At 70.3% G+C, this 21,872-nt stretch carries 15 protein-coding genes and 2 pseudogenes; 5 read left to right on the top strand and 12 right to left on the bottom strand.

The genetic code is table 11. From position 1 onward, the window contains the following. Positions 1–4: 4 nt before the first annotated feature. From OHA72_RS47415 to OHA72_RS47390, 6 genes are all read right to left on the bottom strand, one after another. Positions 5–2,086: a family 43 glycosylhydrolase gene (locus OHA72_RS47415; protein ID WP_327002674.1), complete on the bottom strand. Its 2,082-nt coding sequence runs from the start codon at positions 2,084–2,086 to the stop codon at positions 5–7. Continuing rightward, a complete protein-coding gene (locus tag OHA72_RS47410) occupies positions 2,083–2,973 on the bottom strand; it encodes a carbohydrate ABC transporter permease (protein ID WP_327002673.1) in 891 nt (296 codons plus the stop codon). The genes OHA72_RS47415 and OHA72_RS47410 overlap by 4 nt, the downstream gene beginning before the upstream one ends. Continuing rightward, positions 2,970–3,920, bottom strand: coding sequence for a carbohydrate ABC transporter permease (locus tag OHA72_RS47405; protein ID WP_327002672.1), 951 nt, complete (start codon positions 3,918–3,920; stop codon positions 2,970–2,972). Before OHA72_RS47405 ends, OHA72_RS47410 begins: the two co-directional genes overlap by 4 nt. A gap of 75 nt (positions 3,921–3,995) precedes the next feature. After that, positions 3,996–5,270 carry an ABC transporter substrate-binding protein gene (locus tag OHA72_RS47400; RefSeq protein ID WP_327002671.1) on the bottom strand — a complete coding sequence of 425 codons (1,275 nt, stop codon included), beginning with the start codon at positions 5,268–5,270 and terminating at the stop codon, positions 3,996–3,998. Between the two features lie 48 nt (positions 5,271–5,318). Next, entirely contained in the window at positions 5,319–5,567 is a 249-nt protein-coding gene (locus OHA72_RS47395) for a hypothetical protein (RefSeq protein ID WP_327002670.1), read from the bottom strand. 98 nt (positions 5,568–5,665) lie between these two features. Further along, positions 5,666–7,021, bottom strand: coding sequence for a ricin-type beta-trefoil lectin domain protein (locus tag OHA72_RS47390; RefSeq protein ID WP_327002669.1), 1,356 nt, complete (start codon positions 7,019–7,021; stop codon positions 5,666–5,668). A gap of 247 nt (positions 7,022–7,268) precedes the next feature. On the opposite strand from OHA72_RS47390, the pseudogene OHA72_RS47385 reads away from it, so the two are divergent. After that, positions 7,269–8,152, top strand: a pseudogene (locus tag OHA72_RS47385) (non-reducing end alpha-L-arabinofuranosidase family hydrolase); the annotation flags it as partial. A gap of 405 nt (positions 8,153–8,557) precedes the next feature. On the opposite strand, the gene OHA72_RS47380 reads toward OHA72_RS47385, so the two are convergent. After that, a complete protein-coding gene (locus OHA72_RS47380) occupies positions 8,558–9,307 on the bottom strand; it encodes an SDR family oxidoreductase (protein WP_327002668.1) in 750 nt (249 codons plus the stop codon). A gap of 67 nt (positions 9,308–9,374) precedes the next feature. On the opposite strand from OHA72_RS47380, the gene OHA72_RS47375 reads away from it, so the two are divergent. Further along, positions 9,375–9,845, top strand: a complete 471-nt coding sequence (locus tag OHA72_RS47375) for an RrF2 family transcriptional regulator (RefSeq protein WP_327002667.1) — start codon at positions 9,375–9,377, stop codon at positions 9,843–9,845. A 140-nt stretch (positions 9,846–9,985) separates the two neighbouring features. Here the strand turns inward: OHA72_RS47375 and OHA72_RS65200 are convergent, their stop codons facing one another. Next, the gene (locus OHA72_RS65200) at positions 9,986–10,054 is read right to left on the bottom strand and encodes a hypothetical protein (RefSeq protein ID WP_442788773.1); all 69 of its coding nucleotides are present in this window, start codon (positions 10,052–10,054) and stop codon (positions 9,986–9,988) included. Between the two features lie 571 nt (positions 10,055–10,625). Here OHA72_RS65200 and OHA72_RS47370 point away from each other — a divergent pair. Together OHA72_RS47370 and OHA72_RS47365 are read left to right on the top strand one after the other, a co-directional pair. After that, entirely contained in the window at positions 10,626–10,994 is a 369-nt protein-coding gene (locus tag OHA72_RS47370) for a cupin domain-containing protein (protein WP_327002666.1), read from the top strand. A 972-nt stretch (positions 10,995–11,966) separates the two neighbouring features. Further along, a complete protein-coding gene (locus OHA72_RS47365) occupies positions 11,967–17,318 on the top strand; it encodes an AAA family ATPase (RefSeq protein WP_327002665.1) in 5,352 nt (1,783 codons plus the stop codon). On the opposite strand, the gene OHA72_RS47360 is transcribed toward OHA72_RS47365, so the two are convergent. Next, positions 17,305–17,676 (bottom strand): zinc ribbon domain-containing protein, encoded by a 372-nt coding sequence (locus tag OHA72_RS47360; protein ID WP_327002664.1) that lies wholly within the window; start codon positions 17,674–17,676, stop codon positions 17,305–17,307. The two genes, OHA72_RS47365 and OHA72_RS47360, sit on opposite strands and share 14 nt — an antisense overlap. A 111-nt stretch (positions 17,677–17,787) precedes the next feature. Here OHA72_RS47360 and OHA72_RS47355 point away from each other — a divergent pair, with 111 nt between their 5' ends. Further along, positions 17,788–19,488, top strand: a complete 1,701-nt coding sequence (locus OHA72_RS47355; protein ID WP_327001903.1) for an IS1182 family transposase — start codon at positions 17,788–17,790, stop codon at positions 19,486–19,488. An 81-nt stretch (positions 19,489–19,569) separates the two neighbouring features. On the opposite strand, the pseudogene tnpB reads toward OHA72_RS47355, so the two are convergent. The 3 genes and pseudogenes from tnpB to OHA72_RS65195 form a co-directional block, all read right to left on the bottom strand. Beyond that, positions 19,570–20,523, bottom strand: a pseudogene (gene tnpB / locus OHA72_RS47350) (IS607 family element RNA-guided endonuclease TnpB); the annotation flags it as partial. Beyond that, positions 20,520–21,095, bottom strand: coding sequence for an IS607 family transposase (locus OHA72_RS47345; RefSeq protein WP_327011799.1), 576 nt, complete (start codon positions 21,093–21,095; stop codon positions 20,520–20,522). The pseudogene tnpB and the gene OHA72_RS47345, both read right to left, overlap by 4 nt. 295 nt (positions 21,096–21,390) lie before the next feature. Continuing rightward, entirely contained in the window at positions 21,391–21,522 is a 132-nt protein-coding gene (locus OHA72_RS65195) for a LuxR C-terminal-related transcriptional regulator (RefSeq protein WP_442788772.1), read from the bottom strand. Between the last annotated feature and the right edge of the window lie 350 nt (positions 21,523–21,872).

Below are 21,872 nucleotides of genomic sequence, written 5' to 3'. Positions count from 1 at the left end.
CGGGTCAGGAGCCGGGCGGTGGTGCCACGCGCACCACCGCCCGGACCTCGCGCAGGTGGGGCGCGACCTCCTCGTCGGGGCGCTGGTCGAGGACCAGGTGCCCGTCGGCGGCCCAGTGCGTGCGCCGCAGCGCCGTGCACCGCCCGCGGGTGGCGATCGTGGGATGCGCGTGGAAGGCGACGATCTCCAGCCCGTCCTCGTCGTGGCCGAACGTGTTGTGGCCCGGTCCCCAGTGGCCGAAGTGGCCGCCGGTGCCCAGGACCGGCGCGTGGGTCCGGGTCCAGACGCCCGGGTCGAGCAGGTCGGCGCCGCCGGTCGCCTCGAGCGCGCCGGCGGCGTAGGTCGGCCCGACGGCCGAGCCGGAGTAGGTCAGCACGAGGCGGTCCCCATGGCGCACCAGGAACGGGCCCTCGGCGACGTCGTCGTCCCATCCGTACCCGGGGCCGACGAGGCGGACCGGGTCGCTGGTCAGGCGCCAGGGGTCGGCCGGGTCGATCGTGGCGATCCAGAGCTCGGCGTCGCCGATGCGGTCGGTGATGTACCGCTGCGACCAGACGACATAGCGGCGCCCGGCGTCCTCGAAGCAGGTCATGTCGAGGCTGAGCCCGGGGTGTTCGGCGTCGAGCTGCAGCGGCGACCCGTCCGCCTGCCGGACTGGGCGCGGCGGCTCCCAGTCGGCGGCGACCGCCGGGTTCCCGCCTTCGCGCAGCCGCATCACGTGGCACTGGACCCGTTTCCAGTCCGCCGCCCCGACGCACGGGGCGAAGAAGCAGTGCAGCCGGCCGCCGAACACGTGCAGCTCCGGGGCCCAGAAGCAGCCGGCGATCCCGGCCGCCCCGACGCCGAGGATCGCGTGGTCGGCCGCGGTGGCGAGCCCGGCGATGCTGTCGGCGGTACGGATCAGCAGGCCGGTCGTCGACACGCAGTCGCCGCCGGGGTCGTCGGTGGCGATGAGGTACCACCGCCCGCCATGGGCGAGGACCGTCGGGTCGGCCCGGTCCACGACGAACGGGAACGGGTAGACGCGCTGGCGAACCGTGCCCGCGACGACGTACTCGCCGGGCGTGCCCCAGTCGACACCGGCCAGGCCGGCCGGGTCCCAGTCGACCGGGCGCCGGGCGGTCGAGCCGTCGTCGTACGTCAGCTCCGCCCACGGCAGGTCGCGCGCCGGCTCGCCCGCCGTGACGAGCAGCGGCGGCACTTCGGCGGCCACGTTGCGGATGCGTCCGAAGCGGCGCCGGAGCCGCTCGGCGGCCTCCTCGGTCAGCGGCAGGGCGCAGGCCGGGACGTCGGAGCCGGCCGGTTCCGGCACCGGTATGCCCGGCACGGCGGGCGCGCCCGGTGTCGCGGGGCCCCACGGCCCGGGCACCGTCGCCGACCGCGCGGACCAGTCCCGGCCCGCGTCGTCGCGCCACCACAGGACGTACTCGGCGCGGGCGCTGTCGTACACCCCGCGCGGCCGTCGCACGCCTCCCCCGACGGACACCGGGACGAGCCCGATCTCCTCGTAGTGGATGAGGTCGGCCGACCGGAACACCAGCACCGAGGAGTCGGCGGCCGGCTCGGGCGAGCCGTCGCGCCGGCCGGGTGAGGCGACGACCGAGTACCCGTCGGGCGTCGCGAACACCCAGGGTTCGTGCAGCGTGCGGACCCGGCGCACGTCCAGGTGCCCGGTGGGCACCGAGCGCGGGAAGAGCACGGCGCGGCCGTCGTTGAGGCGGGTGACGGCGCCCTCGGCCGACACCAGGGTCAGGTGCAGGCCGAGGGCGAGGCGCGGCGGGTACACGTCCGGGTCGGGGTCCGGGCGTCGGGTGCCGGCCAGCAGCGCCGGTGCGGCCGCCGGCAGCACGGTGACCGCGAACGCCTCCGGCTCGGCGGAGCGGCCGTCGGCGGCCGCCGGCACGACCTGGATGACGGCGGTCACGGGGTCCGTGGCCCGGCCGGCGATCCGGCCACCGGTGACGTCGAGGGCGGGATGGTCGGTGACGAGCCGGACGCCGGCCCCCGTGGCGACGCCCGAACGCAGGACCGGCGGCAGGATCACGCGCCCCGCGCCACTGACGGCGTGGCCGGCACCGTCGGTCATCCCTTGAACGCGCCTTCCATGATCCCGCTGACCAGGCGCCGCCCGACGAACACGAACAGCACCAGCAGCGGCAGCGTCGCCAGGAACGAGCCCGACATGGCCAGGCCGAGGTCGATGTCCCGGCTGCTCTGCAGGGCCTTGATGGCGATCTGGATGGTGTACCGATCCGGCGACTTCAGCACGATGAACGGCCACAGGAAGTCGTTCCAGGCGGTGACGAACCCGAACAGGCCCAGGACGAACGCCGCGGGCCGGACCAGGGGGAAGGCGACGCGCCAGAAGATCTGCCAGGTCGTCGCGCCGTCGACGCGCGCGGCCTGGAGCAGCTCGTCGCTGATGGCGTGGGCGATGTGTTGGCGCATCCAGAAGATGCCGAACGCGCTCATCAGCCCGGGCACGATCAGGGCGGTCAGGGAGTCCACCCAGCCGAGCTCCGAGATGATGAGGTACTGCGGGATGACCGACAGCTGCGTAGGGACGGTCATGGTCAGCACGACGATGAGGAACAGGGTGTCGCGCCCCCGGAACGAGAGCTTGGCGAACGCGAAGCCGGCCAGCGCGCACAGCAGGGCCTGGCCGGCGCCGATGACGGTGGCGACGACGAGGCTGTTGAGCATGGCCTGCAGGAACGGCACGATGTCGAAGACCAGCCCGGCCAGGTGCAGGAAGTTGCCGCCGGGGACCACGCGCGGCGGAAGGCTCGTCGCCGCGGCCGAGTCGGTGGTCGACACCACGAACATCCAGTACAGCGGGAAGACGGAGCCCAGGGTCATGACGCCGAGGAGGCCGTACGTCCACCACGGGACCCGGCTGATGCGCCGGTGGCGGTGCGGGCGCGGCTCGGTCGCCCCGGCCGGCCGCGGGGTGGACTGCGACGTGGTGGTCATGGGCGCTCCGAGCGGATCCGAGTGATGAGCAGGTAGTTGATCGTGGCCACGACGACGACCATGACGAACAGCGCGACCCCGATCGCCGAGCCGTAGCCGAAGTGGAAGCGGCCGAAACCCTGCTCGTACAGGAACAGGGTGAGGGTCTGGCATTGCCGGGCCGCCCCGCAGGTCAGGGAGCCGGGGCTGACCAGCAGCGGCTCCGTGAAGACCTGCAGGCCGCCGATCGTGGAGGTGACCACGGTGAACACGATGATCGGCCGCAGCGAGGGGATCGTGATGTGGCGGAACTGCCGCCAGCCGCTGGCCCCGTCCACCGCGGCGGCCTCGTAGACGTCGCGCGGCACCGCCTGCAGCGCGGCGAGATAGAGCAGGGTGTTGTAGCCCGTCCAGCGCCACATCACCATCGTGGCGATCATGAGATGGCTTCCGAAGACGGAGGCGGTGAACTCGACGTGCTGGAGGCCCAGCAGCTCGAGCAGCCAGTTGAGCAGGCCGTAGTCGCGGTCGAAGAGCTGGGCGAAGACGATGGTGGTGGCCGCGACCGAGGTGATGTACGGGACCAGCACCGACATCCGGAAGAACGCCGAGGCCCGCAACCGCGCGTGGTTGAGCACGTGCGCCACCGCGAGCGCGAGCAGCAGCTGCGGGACGGTCGACAGCACCCAGATGCTGAACGTGTTACGCAGCGCGCCCCAGAAGCGCGGATCGTCGAGCAACCGGGAGAAGTTGTCGAGCCCGACGAAGGTGTGTTCCCCGATGGGATCCCAGTCGAACAGGGCGACATAGAAGGTGAACAGCAGCGGGAACAGGCCGAAGACGGCGAAGAGCAGGAAGAAGGGGGCCACGAAGGCGTACGGCGCCAGCCGCTCCCGTACCCCCAGGTGCACGGCTCTGGTCCTGGGCGGGTCGGCCGGCGCGGTCGCCGCCTCGGTCGGTCTGAGCATGGTCGGCACAGCGATCACCCTTTCCCGGCGGGCGGCGGCCGGACGACACCGTCCACCGCCCACCGGCCCGTCCGTTCAGCCGCGGATGGCGTTCTCGACGTTCGTCATGGCGGTCGACCAGGCCTTGTCAGGCGGGACCTTCCCCTGCTCGACGCTCGTCAGGAGATTGAGGAACTCGGTGCCGATCGTGCCGTCCTCAGGTCCGATGTAGAACGGCTTGAGCCTGGTCACGGAGTCCGTGTAGATCTTGCCGATCGGGGCGCCGGAGAAGAACGGGTCGGTCTGCGCCACCAGCTTGGGGTCCGCGTAGACCGACGGCGTGGTCGGCAGCGCCCCGGTGAGCAGGAAGTGATCGAGCTGCCCGGCCGGCGACTGCGTCTCGGTGATGTACTTCCAGGCGGCCTTCGGGTTCTTCGCCCGCTTCGGGATGGCCAGGAAGCTGCCGCCCCAGTTACCGGCGTCGCCGGGGATCGCGGCCACGTCCCATTTGCCGGCCGTGCCGGGGGCGTTCGTCCGGATCGAACCGAGCATCCACGACGGCGCGGACACGACGGCGAAGTCACCCTTGCCCATGCCGGCGGTCCAGCCCGAGGAGAACGAGCCCTGCTTCGCGCTGATGTTGGCCGCGATTGCCTTGAGCGTGACGTCGAACGCCGTCTTCACCTGCGGGTTCGTCTTGTAGGAGACCTTGTGGTCGGCGTTGTTGTAGTAGCGCTCGTTGCCCTGGTTGATGGCCTGGAAGTAGACGCTCGTCGGCGCGTTGTCCAGGAACGCCTTGCCGGTCGCCTGCACGTACCGCTGGCCGACCCCGATGAACGCGTCCCAGGTGGGCCAGAGCTTCGAGACCTCGTCCCGGTCGGTCGGCAGGCCTGCCGCCTTGAACAGGTCGGTCCGGTAGGCGACGGCCAGGCCGCCCACATCCGTCGGGATGCCGATGATCTTGCCGTCCTTGGCGGTCGACTGGCTGATGACCCAGTCGAGGTAGTCGCCCTTCATCTTGTCGGCCCCCAGCGTGTTGAGGTCGACGAAGTTGTCCACGGACGACATGAACTTGGGCAGGTCATCGCCCTGGATCAGCACGAGGTCGGGCACCTTGCCGCCGGCAAGGGCGGCGGTGAGCGCCTGTGCGGTCTCGCTCGTGCTGCCGACCTCCGTCAGCTTGATGTTCGTCTCCGGGTGCGCCTTGGTGTAGCGGTCGACGTCGGACTTCTGGTTGATGCCCGTGAAGGACCAGAACTCGAAGGTGTTCGACCCGGACGATGCGGATCCGTCATCGGACCCGCCGGAACAGGCCTGGCTGAATAGGAGTGCGGCGGCGAGGACGAGCGTTGCGGCAATGCGGCGACTCACGTGACTCCTCCGATCGGTCGGACCCGCGCAAACGCAGGCCGTATGATGTCAATCGTCAATATCGATACGTTCATATATTCGATAGATCGGGTCGCGCATGTACCTTTCATGCCCCGCGCGGCCGCGGACGGTGGACGTAAGGCGTTGTCGCTGCTGCGAGGCGTCGATCGGGTGGTTCGCGCGGGCGTAGGCGACCATCGACATGATGCCGGTGGAGTCGCTGCCGCCGTTACGTCGCAGGGCCGCCGGCGTCGACACGTCGAAGCAGTTGCCGCTGCGCGTCGCCTCGGGCAGCACGATGATGAAGCCGTACCGGTCGGCCGCGGTGACGTAGTCGTCGCCGTTGCCGTTGAAGATGCCGCCGGTGGCCGTTCGACCACCGGCGACATGGCGGGTCAGTTGAGGCTGAAGCGTTGGTTGGCCTGGCCGTTGCAGTCGTAGAGCTGGATCTGCTGGCCGTTGCCGGTGCCCCAGACGTCGAGGCAGCGCCCGGACTGCACGCCGGTGATGGTGCCGTTGCTGTTGACGTTCCACTGCTGGTTGGCCTGGCCGTTGCAGCTGTAGATCTGCACGGCCGCGCCGTTGCCGGACCCTGCGGCGTCCAGGCACATGTTGCCGTAGACGGTCAGCTGCCGGCTGGACGTGAGCGTCCACTGCTGGTTCGTCCCGCTGTGGCAGTCGTACAGCTGCACGCGGGTGCCGTTGTTGTGCGAGGAGTTCGGCACGTCGACGCACCGACCCGACTGCGCGCCGACGATGCGCTTGGCACCGGACGGCGGGGGCGGCGAGGATGATGCCGGGGTCGACGGCGACGAGGACGGCGAGCTCGGCGGGGTCGAGCTCGGCGGCGTGGTGCTCTCGAACTGCGTGAAGAACCGCCAGGCCTCCCCGGACGTCCAGGTCCGGGAGTCGTTGGGGCTGGTGGAACCATCCACCGGGCTGGGTGTGTGGTCTCCGTCGAACGCGATCCAGCGCACCGGGTATCCGGCCCGGCAGCCCGAGTAGCTCGTGGCGATGTGCGTGAGGCTGTTCTGACCCGGCTCGGGCGGGTTCTGCGCGGTACACCCGTTGTTCCTGACGAACGTGTCGCGCAACGACCGTCCGTTCGAGATGTTCAGCACGCTGTCGTGCGTGCCGTGGATGCCCAGATAGGCGACGGGCTGCGTGCCGCCGTTGCATCCGCTCAGGTTCGCGCCGGACAGCACCGCGACCGCGCGGAAGACGTTCGGCCTGGCGCAGGCGAGCGCGTAGCTCATCGCGCCGCCGTAGCTCCAGCCCATCGCGTACACCTGGGCGGTGTCGACACACAGACCGTTCTCGATGAGGCTGGTCAGATCGTCGACGAACGTCAGGTCACGGCCGCCGGTGTTGGCCCAGCCGTTGTCGATGCCCTGGGGCGCCACGAAAATGGTGCTGTTGTTCGACAACGGCTGCAGCCCGTAGTAGCCGGCCGAGGCGACGGCATTGGCGGAGCCGTTCAACCAGTGCAGTCCGAAGACCAGCCGGTACGGATGACTGTTGTTGTAGTTGTCGGGGATTCTGAGGATGTACGTACGATTCTGGCCGCCGCTCTGGATGGAGCGGGTGCCGCTCGTGAGGGTCGGAGCCTTGCCGCATCCGGCGGTGGTGGCGAGCGTGCCGCTGGTACTCGCCTCCGCGGTCGCGTCGTGGCCGCTGGCCTGCCACCCGGCCGCGACCGCGACGAGCGCCGCCGCGATCACGGCAACGAGCGAACCTCTGCGTCTTGACATCGTGCGATTCCTTCCACGAACACGTCGCGCTGAACGTCGCGGTGCAACGCCTGGCGATGCCGCACGGGGGATTCGTGCGCGCCGATGTTGTCACGGCCCTCACGCGAAGACAACACATTCCGAAACTCCTTCGGAACCGGTGGAGTAACCGACCAGGAATGGAAGTTTCACGTTGTCAAACGCGACCGCACGGCAGTGCCGCACATAACACTTTTGCCGCGCCGGTCGCGGGCGCTCGCGGTCCTGGGTGGTGGTCGCCTGCACGGCGGGCCTCACCGTGGCCGGGACCGAAGCGGTGCTGACCGCGAACACCGCTCAGGCGGCCGCCGGCTGCCGTGTCGAATACGTCGTGTCCAGTTCCTGGCCGGGTGGCTTGAACGCCAATGTCACCGTCACCAACTACGCCGACGCCGTCGACGGCTGGAGCCTCACCTGGACGTTCGGCGCCGGGCGGAGCGTCATGCAGCTCTGGAACGGCTCGGTCGCCCAGTCCGGCGCCCAGGTCACAGTCACCAATGCCAGCTACAACAGCAACAGCAGCTCCACCAACGGCAACGCCGCCTTCGGGTTCAACGGCTCCTGGAACGGCTCGAACCCGGTCCCCACTGACTTCGCGCTCAACGGCACCGCCTGCAACGGCCCGGTCGGCGGTTCGGCGAGCTCGCCCGGCTCGGCCAGCGCCAGCCCGAGCGCCAGCCCGAGCGGGAACTGTTCACTGCCGTCGACGTATCGCTGGTCGTCGACCGGCGCCCTGACCAACCCGAAGTCCGGGTGGGTGTCGCTGAAGGACTTCACCAGCGTCATGTACAACGGCAAGCACCTGGTCTACGCGTCGAACGTCTCGAGCGAAGGCTCGTACGGCTCGATGAAACTTCAGCCTCTTCACCAGCTGGTCCGACATGGCCTCGGCCAGCCAGAACGGCATGAGCCAGGGCACGGTGGCGCCGACGCTGTTCTACTTCGCCCCGAAGAACACCGGGGTGCTGGCCTACCAGTGGGGTCCGGACGCGTTCACTAAAGACCTCCAGCGACCCGACCAACGCCAACGGCTGGTCCTCGCCGCAGACACTGTTCACCGGGAGCATCACCGGCTCGAGCACCGGCGTCATCGACCAGACCCTCATCGGTGACCTGACCCCGACCAGACCAAGACCATCGACCCGTGCAACCTGCAACTGCTGTACCAGGGCAAGAACCCCAGCGCGGGCGGCGACTACAACCTGCTCCCGTGGCGACCGGGCATGCTGACCCGGCAGCGCTGACGGCAAGGCCCTCGGTACGCGGCCGGCGCACGTGCATCACCAGGTCCACTTGATGATGCACGTGTCGCTGGCAATGACGGCGGTGCGGGGGATGCTCACCGGGATTCCTCGTCAGTGGGATTCGCGGGAAACCTCATCGCCGCTGGAGCCGAGCAGGAAGTCGAGGTCGGCGCCGATGTTGGCCTGGCCGATACCCCAGGCCCTTTGGACGAGGGGTCGACGCTGACCGCGACGGCGCACATGCGCTTCACTAACGTCTCGCCCCCAGGCTCGCTCATCGTTGCTGGGTGGCCAGCCATTCGTCGAAGGTGGTGGGGGCGATCTCGGCGTCGGCCGCGGGCAGCAGGACGTCGCCGGCCGCGGTCTCGTCGAAGATGCCGCCGTGCCAGGTCGGCACGAGCCGGATGCTGCTGCCCTGGGCGGCGAGCGTGCGACGGGCCATGTCGATCAGGTCATGCGGCTCGGGTCCGGCGATGTCGCGGTGGCGGCCCTGCGGGGCGCCGACGGCGACCCGGGCAAGGATGTTCGCAACGTCGGTGGGGGCGATCGGTTGCATCAGCAGCGGCGGCAGCTGTGCGACCCCGTCCTGTTCGACCCAGCCGGCGACCATCGCGGGGAAGTCGTGGAACTGCGTCGCGGGAACGATGGTGTACGGGATCGGCCCGGCCTCGACGGCCGCCTCCTGGGCGCGCTTGCCCGCCATATGAGCGTTGCCGGGCACGGCGCGCACCCCGGTGATGGACAGCACGACGTGGTGGCCGACCGCGGCTCGCTGTTCGGCGGCGAGCAGGTTGGCGGTGGCGGTAGTGAAGAAGCCGACGGCATCGGCCTCGGCCGCGGCGTTGGTGCTGGTGGCGTCGACGACCGCGTCCACCCCGGCCAGGGCTTCGTCGAGGCCGGTGCCGGCGACGACGTCCACACCGTGGGTCCGGCTGATGGGCACGACGTCGTGCCCATCGCGTTGCAGGGCGGCGACGGTCAGGGATCCGATCCGTCCGGTGGCCCCGATGACGGCTACTCGCATCTTGGCAGCTCCTTGCATATTGCAGATATAAGAGGTCCATAATAGCAGTTATGGCTAGACTGGGCACGTGAAACTGCCTGAGAGTGCCGAGTGGGTCCTGCACTGCGCCGCCTCCCTGGCGCAGTTGGACGGCGGGGCCACGGCGAGCACCGCCCAGTTCGCGGAGCACTTCGGCGTTCCCGCGCCCTACCTGGCCAAGCAGCTGGCACACCTGGTCCGGGCGGGGTTGCTGACCGCCACGACGGGTCCGCGGGGCGGGTTCCGGCTAGCCCGGCCCGCGTCGCAGATCACCGTGCTGGACGTGATCGAAGCTGTCGACGGCGGTGCCGACCCGTACCAGTGCCGGGAGATCAGGCAGCAGGGGCGTGGCGCGCTGCCCGCCGAGGACTGCACCGAGCCGTGCGTCCTAGCCACGACGATGCGCGCGGCCCACGAGACATGGCGAGCCAGTCTGGCAGCGGTCAGCCTGGCCGACGTCATCGGCACGCTGCCCGCTGACGCCCCCGCCCGCACCCGTCGGCTGCTCTCCCGCACGTGAGCACCGGCCATCAGGTCGAGCCGGCCGGCGTCCGCGCCGGTGCCCGGCCCGGTCGGTCGGCGGCGGGCAGGTCGGCGAGGCAGTCCAGGGCGGCCGTGAACGCCACTGGGGGCAGGTGGCCGAAAGCCGAGGCGGCAGCGTCAACGGCGCTTGTACCACCGCAGCCGGGTGGGCCGCCCGCCGACGGGCAGGTCGCGTGGCCGGGTCACCCGCCTTCCCTTGGACCGCGCGTAGGGGTATCCGCACTCCGGACACCGGCGTGCCTGCTCATCGGCGGTGACCAGGTCCACGACCGGGCCATGCGGTCCGTCGGCGACCGCAGCGACGGCCAGGCCGTCGAGCCTCAGCAGCCGGGTTGTGGGCGTTGAGCGGTTCGGGTTGGCTTTCGACGGGCGCCCGGCGGGGACGGACGGTAACCGGGCGACGTGCGGCGCGCGGGCGGCGGCGAGCCTGGCGAGCGTGCGATTCAGCGCGGACGAAGTGCGCGGCCCAGCGACGTCCGTCGGGGCCGCCGGTGAGCGCGCCGAGCAGCACGGGCAGTTGGAGCTGGCTTGGATGGCGCTGCGGTCAGTGCTGCGAGGGTCCTCGACCCGGCGGACCCGGGTCGTCCGGTCACAGCCACCGCCCGGTGGGAGCCGGCGAACCGGCCGGCCCAATCACCCGGCCAGCATGTGGTCGGTCCCCAGCTGTCCAGTGAGCATGGTGGCGGGTGATCACCTGCCACGGTTTGCCAGCCTCGATGTTGGGATGACAATGAGAAACGACCTCACAGTGCAGACGATGCTGCTCGACCAGTCTCCCCCGTTCATTCCGGAGTCACCCGAGGTGATGACCGTGCTCGTCGAGGTGCCACCGGGCGATCCGGGAACGCCTCCGCACCGCCACTCGGGTCCGGTATACGGCTACGTGCTCGAAGGTGAAATGATCTTTGAACTGGAGGGTGAACCCGAGCGCGTCATCCGGGCCGGCGAGGCGTTCTGGGAGCCCGGCGGGGACGTCATCCACTACCAAACTGCCAACAACCTGCCAACGACGTGGCTCCGGCTCGTAGTGATGATGATTATGGTCCCTGGCGAACCGATGCTTCGGCTAGTCGACGACGAGGAGCTCCAGAGCCGTCGCGGACGGCGGGCACCGCGGCCGTCCTGAAGACGCTATGTGCCCGCTCGACCTTGTGCGTGCCGAAACCTCGTCCATAAAGGTCAAGCTTGGGTGTCCGCCGCGCCGCGCGGGCCGGATGTCGCAACCGACCGGCGATGCCCGGACACGAGCCGGCGGACAAGCCGCTCGGACACGCCGATCTCGGCAGTGATGTCCGCCGGGCTCGCGTCGGGCCGTTCGGTGTGGAGCCTCGCAACAGCGTCCGCGGTCCGTCCAACACCGCCTCGGGGCCGTCGACCGCTGCGAACGAGTCCACCGGGACGTGTCTGCGGGTTGACATGCTGAAGGACGGTCGCTGCCGTCCCGTCGGCGACGGGAGCTGAGCATCGAGACGGTCCGCTCGAAGGTCTGGTACACCTCCCGCTCGGTCACGAAGCTGTCGGTCAGCGAGTCGTGCAGGTGGGCAACGAGTTCGATTACGAACCGCGACCGCACTGCTGTCGGCGTGGGCCGGGCCAGCGTCTCCCAGAGCGCGTGGCCGAACGGATCGTGCTTGCCGAGACGGGCAAGAACGGCGTCGAGTCGGCTGTGATCATGGTTCGTCCTGCCGCTGGAACACCCGCGACGGCGACCAGATCGGGTCCGCGCCGCCGGTACGGCTTCGGGCAGGTGGAGCGTGAAACAGTGCACCATCTGCTGGCCGGTGCGCGGCGAACGCGGCCAGGTCCGCACGTCGATGCCGGGCCTGTCGGAGCCGGCCCACACGGTCGGCAGCCGGGGGCGGTTACCGGCCTCGTCGACGATCTCGTGCTCGTCGCCGGTCCGTGCCCGGCACCCTGCCCATCCGCGGCGTCGCTCGCCGTTGCAGTCAAATGGGTGTAAACAGGGCACTAGACCTACCGGTACCGGAGGTGTCGGATGGGACCGGGCGGCGACCTGGCAGAGCGGGAGCTGGCGTGGCAAGGTCCGCCGGCTCGGGCTAGCACTCTGCACGAGAGCGAACACACGCGGGTGACTCGGGTGCCCGTGGCCGGGGGCGGCACGGTCGTCCGCAAGGAGCCGCTGGGGCCGGATGCGCAGCGGCGGGTGCAGCACGAGGTGGCCATCCTCGAGCGGCTGCGCGGTGTCGAAGGGGTTGCGCAGCTGGTGGATGCGCCGCGGTTGCCGGGGTCGGTCGTGATGGCGGACGTCGGTGGCTCGTGTCTGGCCGAGTTGGTGAAGCCGCTGGCGGTTGACGACCTGGTCGAGCTGGCGGTGGCGTTGGCCCGGGCGGTGGCGGGGATGCACCGGCGGGGTGTGCTGCACCGGGACATCGCGCCGACGAACATCGTGGTCTCCCGCGACGGCGCGCCGTACCTGGGGGACTTCGACCTGGCCTCGTCCTTGGCCGAGCTTCGTCCGAGGTTCACGCATCACACCGAGATCGTGGGGACGTTGCCGTATCTGGCGCCGGAGCAGACCGGGCGTACCGGCCGGTCGGTGGACCAGCGGGCCGACCTGTACGCGCTGGGCGCGACCCTGTATGAGCTGGCCACGGGTACGCCGCCGTTCGGTTTCGGCGATCCGTTGCGCCTCACGCACGACCATCTGGCTCGGGTGCCGGTGCCGCCGTCGCAGGTGAACCGGGCCGTACCGGAGCCGCTGTCCGGGATCATCATGCATCTGCTGGAGAAGGAACCGGACAACCGGTACCAGACCGCGGAGGGGGTGGTCCACGACCTGGAGCGGTTGCGCGACATCGGCCCGAGGGCCGCGGCCAGGCTGCGGGTCGGCGAGCACGACGTCCCGCTGCGGCTACTGCCACCGTCGCGGCTGGTGGGTCGCGACGCGGAGGTGGCGGTGCTGGAGTCGGCGTTCGAGGAGACGCTGGCCGGCCGGTGTCGCGGGGTGCTGGTCGGAGGGGCGCCGGGGGCGGGGAAGACGGCGCTGGTCGATGAGCTGCGGCCGGTGGTGACCCGCTTCGACGGCTGGTTCGTGACGGGCAAGTTCGACCAGTATCGGCGGGATCTGGAGTTCGACGCGGTCCGTCAGGTGTTCCGGGCGTTGGGTCGGTTGTTGCTGGCCGAGCCGGAGGATGAGCTCGCGCAGGTGCGCGAACGGGTTCTGGCGGCGGTCCGGCCGAACGCGGGCCTGCTGGCCGCGGTGACACCGGAGTTCGCGGCATTGCTGGGGGTACCGCCCGATCCGGGGGATCCGCTGACCGCGCAAGTGCGGGCGCAGCGGGTGACGGTGGATGCGTTGCGCGCGGTCGCCTCGCGAAAACGGCCCGTGGTGATGTTCGTCGATGACCTGCAATGGGCGGGGCACACGCCGCTGGGCATCATCGACATCGTGCTGAACGAGGAGCAGATCGACGGCCTGTTGCTGGTGAGCGCGTATCGCGAAGCCGACGTGGACGCGGCCCGTTCACTCGCGGCGCCGCTGGCCCGATGGCGGGAGCAGCCGGGAGTGCGGCACCTGCGACTGGTCAACCTGCCGGTGTCCGGCACGATCACGATGGTCGCCGAGATGCTTCACGTGGACCCGGTCAGGGCGGCGGGCCTGGGCGAACTGATCAACCCGTACACGTCCGGCAACCCGTACGAGACGGTGGAGCTGCTCAACGCGCTGCGCCGCGACGGCGTGCTGACCGTCACGGTCGCCGGGTGGCAGTGGGACGCGGCGGCCGTGCGTGCGCACCTGGGCCGGTCCGAAATCGCCGGGCTGCTCGCAGCGCGGGTGCACGCCCTGCCACCGGCGTCCCGGCAGTTGGTGGAGACGATGGCGTGTCTGGGTGGGCGGGTTGAGCTTTGCGTGCTGCGGACGGCGACCGCCGTGCCGGAGGACGTGGTGGAACAGCGGCTGGTGCCCGCCCTCGACGATGGCCTGCTGGTGCTGGAGCCCGAGACACACCCGGCGGTGCGGTTCCGCCACGACCGGATCCACGAGGTGGTCCTGGGCGGGTTGGGTCCGCGGCGGCGACGTCCGCTGCAGCTGGCGATGGCCCGGCGGCTGGCGGCCATTCCGGAGCTGTTCGCGGTCGCGGCGGAGCAGTACCTGCCGGTGGTCGACGCGGTCGACGACGCCGCGGAGCGGAGTCGGGTGGTGGGGCTGCTGCGCCGGACCGCCGGCCAGGCGGTGGTGATCGGGGACCATGCTCTGGTGAACGCGCTGCTGGCCGCGGCGCTGCGGCTGGTCGACCCGGGTGAGACCGCCACGCTCGTCGAGGTGCGCACCGGCCGCCACGCCGCGCTGTACTGCCTGGGGCGCCTGGAGGAGGCGGACGAGGAGTACCGCGCGATCGTGGGCCTGACCACCGGCGTCATGGACCGTGCCTGCGCGACGTGCGTGCAGGTCCGTAGCCTGACCCACCGCAACCGGCTCGCGGAGGCGATCGAGCTCGGCCTCGGGTCGCTGCGCGAGCTCGGCGTCACCGTCCCGGCGGCGGACCCGCTCCCGGCCGGGCTCGACGATCTGTACCGGTGGCTGGACCGTACCGAGGACGCAGACGAACTGGCTCGCCCGGAAATCACCGACCCGACACTCCTCGCCGCGACCCACCTACTGACCGCGGTGCTGACGGCCGCCTACCTCGCCGCCCACTACGACACGTACAGCTGGCTGAGCCTGCAGGCGCTGCGGATGTGGCTCGAGCACGGCCCGGGTCCCACCCTCGTCGGGCCGGCCGGCGCCGCCGCCACCGTGGCGGTGCTGCACGGGGACTACGCCGCCGGGTACCGGGTGCTGCAGCGGGTCCTGGCGCTGAGCGAGTTCCACGGCTACGAGCCCGACACCTCACAGGTGCGCTTCCTGTCCGCGCTCAGGTCCTGCTGGTTCGAGCCGCTCGAGAACGGTGTCGAGGCCGGGCGGCAGGCCCGGGAGGGGCTCGTCGCGGGGGGCGACCTGACCCACGGTGCCTTCACCTACTACACGACCGTCGTGGGCCTGCTGGACAGCGCGCCGTCGCTGGACAGCTGCGTCGCCGAAGTGGAGGCCGGGCTGGCCTTCATGCGGCGTACCGGCAGCGAACAATCCGGCCAATGGCTCAACACCTACAAATGGCTGGCCGACGTGTTGCGCGGCGAGTGCTCCCCCGCGGCCGCCGAGGCGGCGCCCGACCGGTACGCCACCGACCCGCTGGCCCTGTTCCACGCGCACGTCAACCGGGCGCTCGCCGCCGCCGTCCTTGGCGATCCGGTCGGCCTGGCACAGCACACCGCGGCGGCGATGCCGCTGCTGCCGGCTGCCCCAGGCCTCTATCCGACCGCCCTGGCCCATCTGCTGCGCGCGCTGGCCCTCGCCGGGCAGGCCCGGGACAACCGCGGTGGGGAGCGCGGCGCGCTGCTGTCGGAACTGGACGAGGTGACCCGGTGGCTGGCCGACCGCGCCGCGGACGCGCCGGCGAACTTCCTGCACCTGCTGCGGCTGGTCCAGGCCGAGCGGGCGTCGGCGGTCGGCGACTTCCACGCCGCCGTCCTCGCCTTCGACGCCGCACGGCACGAGGCGACCCGGCGCAGCCGCCCGTGGCATCGGGCTCTGATCGCCGAGTACACGGCCCGCTTCTGGCTGGCCCACGGCATCGAGCACGCCGGCTACAACCTGCTGCTCGAAGCGCGCCACGAGTACCTCGCGTGGGGCGCGACCGCGAAGGTCCACCAACTCGACTGGGCCTACCCGACCGTGCGGCCACCACCCGATCGGCCCGGCGATGCGCACCACGGGCGCTCCTCCGTCACGACCGGGACGATCGACCTGCTCGGCATTCTCTCCGCGTCGCAGGCGCTGAGCTCGCAGACCAGCATCGAGGGGCTGCACGCCGATCTGGTCCGGGTGCTCGGCGCGATCACCGGCGCCACCCAGGTACAGCTGGTGTTGTGGAGCGACGACCGGCAGCACTGGCTGCTGCCGACACCGAGCGGGAGCGGCACCGACGCGGGCAGCATCACCGGCCACGAACACGCAATCCCGATGTCCGTGCTGCGATACGTCCAGCGGGCGCGCGAGCCGCTGGTCGTGGGCGACGCCACCCGCGACGACCGGTTCGCCCGCGATCCGTACCTCGCCGACCTCGGCTGCTGCTCAGTGCTGGCCGTGCCGATCGTCAACCGCGGCGCGCTGCAGGCGGTACTGCTGCTGGAGAACCGCCTCATCCGCGGCGCCTTCAACACCGAACGACTCGACGCCGTCAAGCTCATCGCCGGCCAGCTCGCCGTCTCCCTTACCAACGCCCGCCTCTATGCCGAGTTCCGCCGGATCGCCAACGAGCAGGCAGCACTGCGGCGGGTGGCGACGCTGGTCGCCCGCGGCGCCGGTCCGGACCCCGTCTTCGCCGCGGTGGCCGACGAGGTCGGCGCGCTCTTCGACGCCGACAACACGGCCATCGTACGGTTCGAGCCGGACGGCGACGCGACAGTGATGGGAGGCTTCGGCGTCAGGCGCATCGAACCCGGCACACGGACCAGACTCGACCCCCGCTCGGCCATGGCATCGGTCCAGGCCACCGGCCGCGCCGCGCACCGCCACCGCGTATACAGCCCGCTCCAGAGCGGCCCGAACGAGCACGCCCCCGCCGAAGACCACTCCGCGATCGCCAGCCCGATCGTGGTCGAGGGCCGCCTCTGGGGCGCCATCGGCGCCGCCGCCCGCCACGAACGGCTGGGTGAGGACACCGAACAACGACTGGCCGACTTCACCGAACTCGTCGCCACCGCCATCGCCAACGCCGAAAGCCGGGCCGAGCTCACCACCTCCCGCGCGCGGATCGTCGCCACCGCCGACCAGACCCGCCGACGCATCGAACGGGACCTGCACGACGGCGCCCAGCAACGGCTGATCGTCCTGGCGCTGCAACTGCGCGCCGCGCAGGCGGACGTGCCACCCCAACTCGACACACTCGGCCAGCAGCTCGACCAGGCCGTCGCCGAAGCCAACTCCGCCGCGGACGAACTCCGCGAGATCGCCCACGGCATCCACCCGGCGATCCTCACCGAGGGCGGACTCGGCCCGGCCCTGCGCGCCCTCGCCCGCCGCTCACCGATCCCGGTCGAGCTCGGCATCCGCACCGTGGGACGGCTGCCCGAGCAGGTCGAGGTCAGTGCCTACTACGTCATCGCCGAAGCACTGACCAACGCCACGAAACACGCGCACGCCTCGACCATCACGGTCACCGTCGACATCGACGGCACCATCCTGCGCGTCACGGTCCACGACGACGGCGTCGGCGGCGCCGACTTCACCCACGGCACCGGCCTGCTCGGCCTCAAAGACCGCGTCGAGGCACTCGGCGGCCGCATCACCCTCAACAGCCCGCACGGCGAGGGTACACGCCTGGCCGTCGAGATCCCCTCAGCACGGGAGCCGGGAGAGAAACCGTTCTCTTTCATGATGCTTTAGCCAGCATCCGATTGAGAGTCCCATCTTGCGGTGGGACGGTCCCGGTCTTGTCCGCTGACGCGGTGCCGGGTTGACGCTTCGCAGCCACCTGCCCGCGTACGCGGGTCTTCTGGTCGGCTCCACGTCCAGCCACCGGGCCACTCCCGGCGGTGTCGAACTCGGCCGCCAGCGCGGCCAGATTCGCAGCGGCGTTGCGGTCGCGGTCGATGACCAGATCGCACGCCTCGCAGTGGTATTCACGCTCGGCCAGGGCCAGCTTGGCTTTCGCCGTGCCACAGCCTGAGCAGGTTTTGCTGGACGGGTACCAGCGGTCGGCCGTCAGCAGCCGACCACCGTTCCATTCCGTCTTGTACGCCAACTGGATCCTGCTGGCCAATTGGGAGTGTTGTGGTGGTAGCTGTTCCGGCGTGACGGCGTGGTAGCTTCTGCGGCTTTCTGTTTGTTGGTTGTTGTGGAGGTGGGTTCGGCGATGTCGATGCAGCCGATGCCGTGGCCTGAGCCTGATCCGCAGGTCGCTGCGGTGATTCGTGCCATGTATGTCGGGCGTGAGGCTCCGTTGCCGGTGGTGGTGCGGGATCGGTTGGGGGAGCTGTTCGCCGATGAGGAGTTCGGTGTGGCGTTTGGGGTGAGAGGTCGGCCTGGCTGGTCTCCTGGTCGGTTGGCGTTGATCACGGTGTTGCAGATGGTGGAGAACCTGACCGATCGGCAGGCGGCCGAGGCGGTCCGGGACAAGCTGTCGTGGAAGTACGCGCTGGGACTGGAACTGACCGACACGGGATTCGACGCGTCGGTGTTGAGTGAGTTCCGCGCCCGGGTGGTCGCTCAAGGCTTGGAGGAGCGGGTCCTTGATCTGCTGCTGGCCAGGCTGATTGGTGAGGGTCTGCTGACTGCGGGTGGCAAGCAGCGCACGGACGCCACCCATGTGGTGGCGGCTGTACGGGATCTGAGCCGGCTGGAACTGGCCGGGGAGTCGGTGCGGGCCTGTCTGGAAGCGTTGGCGGTGGCGGCGCCGGACTGGGTCGGGCAGACACTCGACGTGCCGGTCCTGGCGAAGCGATACGGGCAGCGGGTCCACGAGTGGCGGCTGCCGTCGTCGCGGCCCGCCCGGGCCGAGTTGGCCGACGTCTACGGCCGTGACGGGTTCGGGCTGTTGAGGGCGGTCTACGACCCTGCGAGCCCGGCGTGGTTAGCTCGTCTCCCGGCCGTGGAGGTGCTGCGGGTGGTGCTGCTGCAGAACTACGTCCGTGAGCGCGACGAGCACGGGCGGGAGGTGGTCAGGCGGCGGGAGTCCACAGTGGATGGTCTCCCGCCGGGAAGACAGCGCATCGCATCGCCCTACGACACCGACGCCCGGTGGGGCACCACCCGCGCCGCCGGCAAGGTCTGGCACGGCTACAAGGCCCACTTCAGCGAAACCTGCAACGATCCGGACCCGGCCGCAGATGAGCTGCCCAACCTCGTCACCAACGTGATGACCACCGACGCGACCGTGAACGACTCGGTGATGACGACCCCGATCCATGAACGGTTGGACCAGCGTGGGCTGCTGCCTGACGAGCACTACCTGGACTCCGGCTACCCGTCCATCGACCTGGTCGTCGCCTCCGCAGCTCGCTACGGCATTACGCTGGTCACCCCGTTGCGGAAGAACAACTCCGTCCAGGCGCGCGCTGCCGGCGGCTTCGACAGCACCGCGTTCACCATCGACTTCGACAACCAGCAAGCCACCTGCCCCCAAGGCCACAGCAGCGCCGTCTGGAGTCCGACCACGAACCTGGGCCACGATGTCATCGTCGTGCAGTTCGCCCGCTCGACCTGCCAGCCGTGCCCCATGCGTCAGCAGTGCACCACCGACCGCACCGGCCGCCGGAAGCTGACGATACGTCCCCGACAGGTCCACGAAGCCATCCAACAGGTCCGCGCAGAGCAGCAAACCCAAGCCTGGCAAGCGAAATACGCGCGGCGCGCCGGTGTCGAAGGGACCATCAGCCAAGCCGTCAACGTCACCGGCACACGCCACGCCCGCTACCGAGGACTGAACAAAACCCACCTGCAAAACGTCTTCAGCGCCGTCGCGATCAACCTGATACGACTTACCGCCTACTGGAACGACAACCCCCTTGAACGAACCCGCACCAGCCACCTCGCCCGACTCGCCCAAGCCGCATGAACCCAACAATTGGCCAGCAGGATCCAACTGGCGGCGGATCTCGGCGAACCCGGCGTCGGCGACGTGCCGCGCGAGACTCCTGTTGGCGAGCATGCCGACCACATTCAGGTCCTCGACCACGATCGTGCCGTACTCACGGGCCAGCCGGGTGGTGAGCTTGTGCAGGACGTCGCGGCGCAGGTTCGCTACCCTCGCATGGGCGCGACTGGAAGCGGCCGATGCCCGATGCCACCGGTTCGACGGGCGTCGACCGGTCCGCCGGTCCGGGCCGACCTTCCGTGCCATCGCCCGCCCCAACGTCCGCAGGCAGGCCTGCGCGGCGTGTAGGTGGCGGGGGTTGGCGACCAGTTCGCCGGTGGACAGCACCGCGAGATGCTTGATGCCGACGTCGACCCCGACCACCGAGTCCGGCCGTGCTGGCTTGCGGTCGGCGCGGTCCACCTCGACGGTGAACGAGACATGCCAACGTCTGCCGTCGCGCCGCACGGTCGCGGACATGATCCGGGCCGTGCCCGCCTCGATGCGGCGGGCGAGTTTGCGGGCGGACTCGTGCAGCTTCAGCCGGCCCAACCGAGGCAGCACCACATGCCTGCGGTCGGGTTCGACGCGGATGGTGCCGGTGGTGAACCGCACCGACGGGGTGGTGCGGCGGCGGGACTTGAACCGAGGAAACCCGACCGGCCTGCCTTTCCGCTTGCCGGTCCGCGAGTCGTTCCAGTTCTTCAACGCGCGGGCCAGCGCGTCGAGGCCGGTGTTGTACGCCTCTTTGGAACATTCCGCCCACCACGGGGCGACCTCGGCTTTGGCTTCGTTCCATGCGCGGCGCAGCGCCGCCAGAGTCCACGACATCGACTCGGTGAGCTGATTGTCGGGGATGTCGTAGGTGCGTTCGGCTTCCCGCTGCTGCATGACGGCTTTGACCCGCGCGAGCGCCCAGTTGTGGGCGACGCGGGCCGCGCCGGCGTGGGCGAGCGTGGCCCGTTGCTGGTGTGCCGTGAGGTCGAGGGCGTACCGGTACGCCTGGATCGTCTTCACGGCACGTCCGAGCCGATCGCCTCGACCGCGCGGCGGGCACGGTCCGCGGCAGCGCGGCGGCCGTACAGGCGGGCGCACAGCGAGGTCAGGATTTCGGTGACGTCACCAACCAGGTCGTCATCAACTTCGGCCGGATCGACCACCAGCAGGCGGCGTCCCTGCGCGGCCAAAGCGGCTTCGACGTACTCGGCACCGAAGCGGGCGAACCGGTCCCGGTGCTCGACCACGATCGTGGACACCCGCGGGTCGCGGAGCAGGGCAAGAAACTTCTTGCGACGCCCGTTGAACGCCGATCCAACCTCGGTGACAACGCGGTCCACGGCCAGCCCTTGCCCGGTGGCCCAGGTGGTGACCCGCGCGACCTGCCGGTCCAGGTCTGCCCGCTGGTCCGCGGAAGACACCCGGGCGTACACAGCGGTTGTCGCGGCGACGGGAGCGGCGGTCGCGACGGGGTCGACCAGGATGAGCCGGCCGATCCTGCGTGCTGGGACCGGCAGTTTCCCTTCCCGAAACCAGCGGTAGGCGGTGACGTGGTGTACACCTTCCCGCTCCGCCCACTCCTTCAAGTTCACTAGAGCGTCATACCGCATCATCGAGCGCAAGTAGTTGGCAACCCCCTCCCGGCTCCGCTGATCAGGGTCGGTCATCGGGCCTCACTCCGCCCGAGTGACCCGCGAAGAGCCAGCGGCAGTGGGTCACCGACCACCACGTGAGCCGGGTTCGCATCGCGATACCTCCGGCCCACGTTCCGCCAATCAGCGCAGCCTGCTCATCGGCTGTGCCGATCCGCCGTTGTGGCTCCACTTGGCCCCGCGCAAGGCTTCGCCTTGCTCCCCGGTGGGGGAGCTTCGCTCCACCCACACCCCCTCAAGACCGTTCGTGGTCCGTGTGGTCGAGGGCGTCGCGGAGGGCTGAGCGGGAGGTGATGCCGAGTTTCGGGAAGATGCGGTACAGGTGGGCGCCGACCGTGCGTTGGGACAGGTACAGGCGCTGGCCGATCTCCTTGTTGCTCAGGCCTGCGGCGGCCAGGTGGGCGACCTCGAGCTGTTGTGCGGTGAGGTCGACCGGGTCCGTGTCAGCGCGAGGTGTGCCGGTGACGGCGATGCCCGTGGCCCGCAGCTCCTGTTCGGCGCGGCGGCTCCAGGTGGTGGCGCCGAGGCGGGCGAGGAGGTCGGTGGCGCGGCGGAGTTCCGGGCGGGCGGCGCCCGGCTGCTGGCGGCGGCGGTAGTGTTCGCCGAGGGCCAGCCGGATCCGGGCATGCTCGAACGGCCAGTACTCAACCCCGGGCAGGGCGAGCGACTGCCGGAACAGTGCGACCGCCTCGTCCAGCCGAGGTCTTCGATCTCATG

Source organism: Dactylosporangium sp. NBC_01737, assembly GCF_035963215.1.
GTDB lineage: Bacteria > Actinomycetota > Actinomycetes > Mycobacteriales > Micromonosporaceae > Dactylosporangium.
Note: the sequence above shows the minus strand (reverse complement) of the source record. Positions and strands in the feature narration are given on the sequence as shown.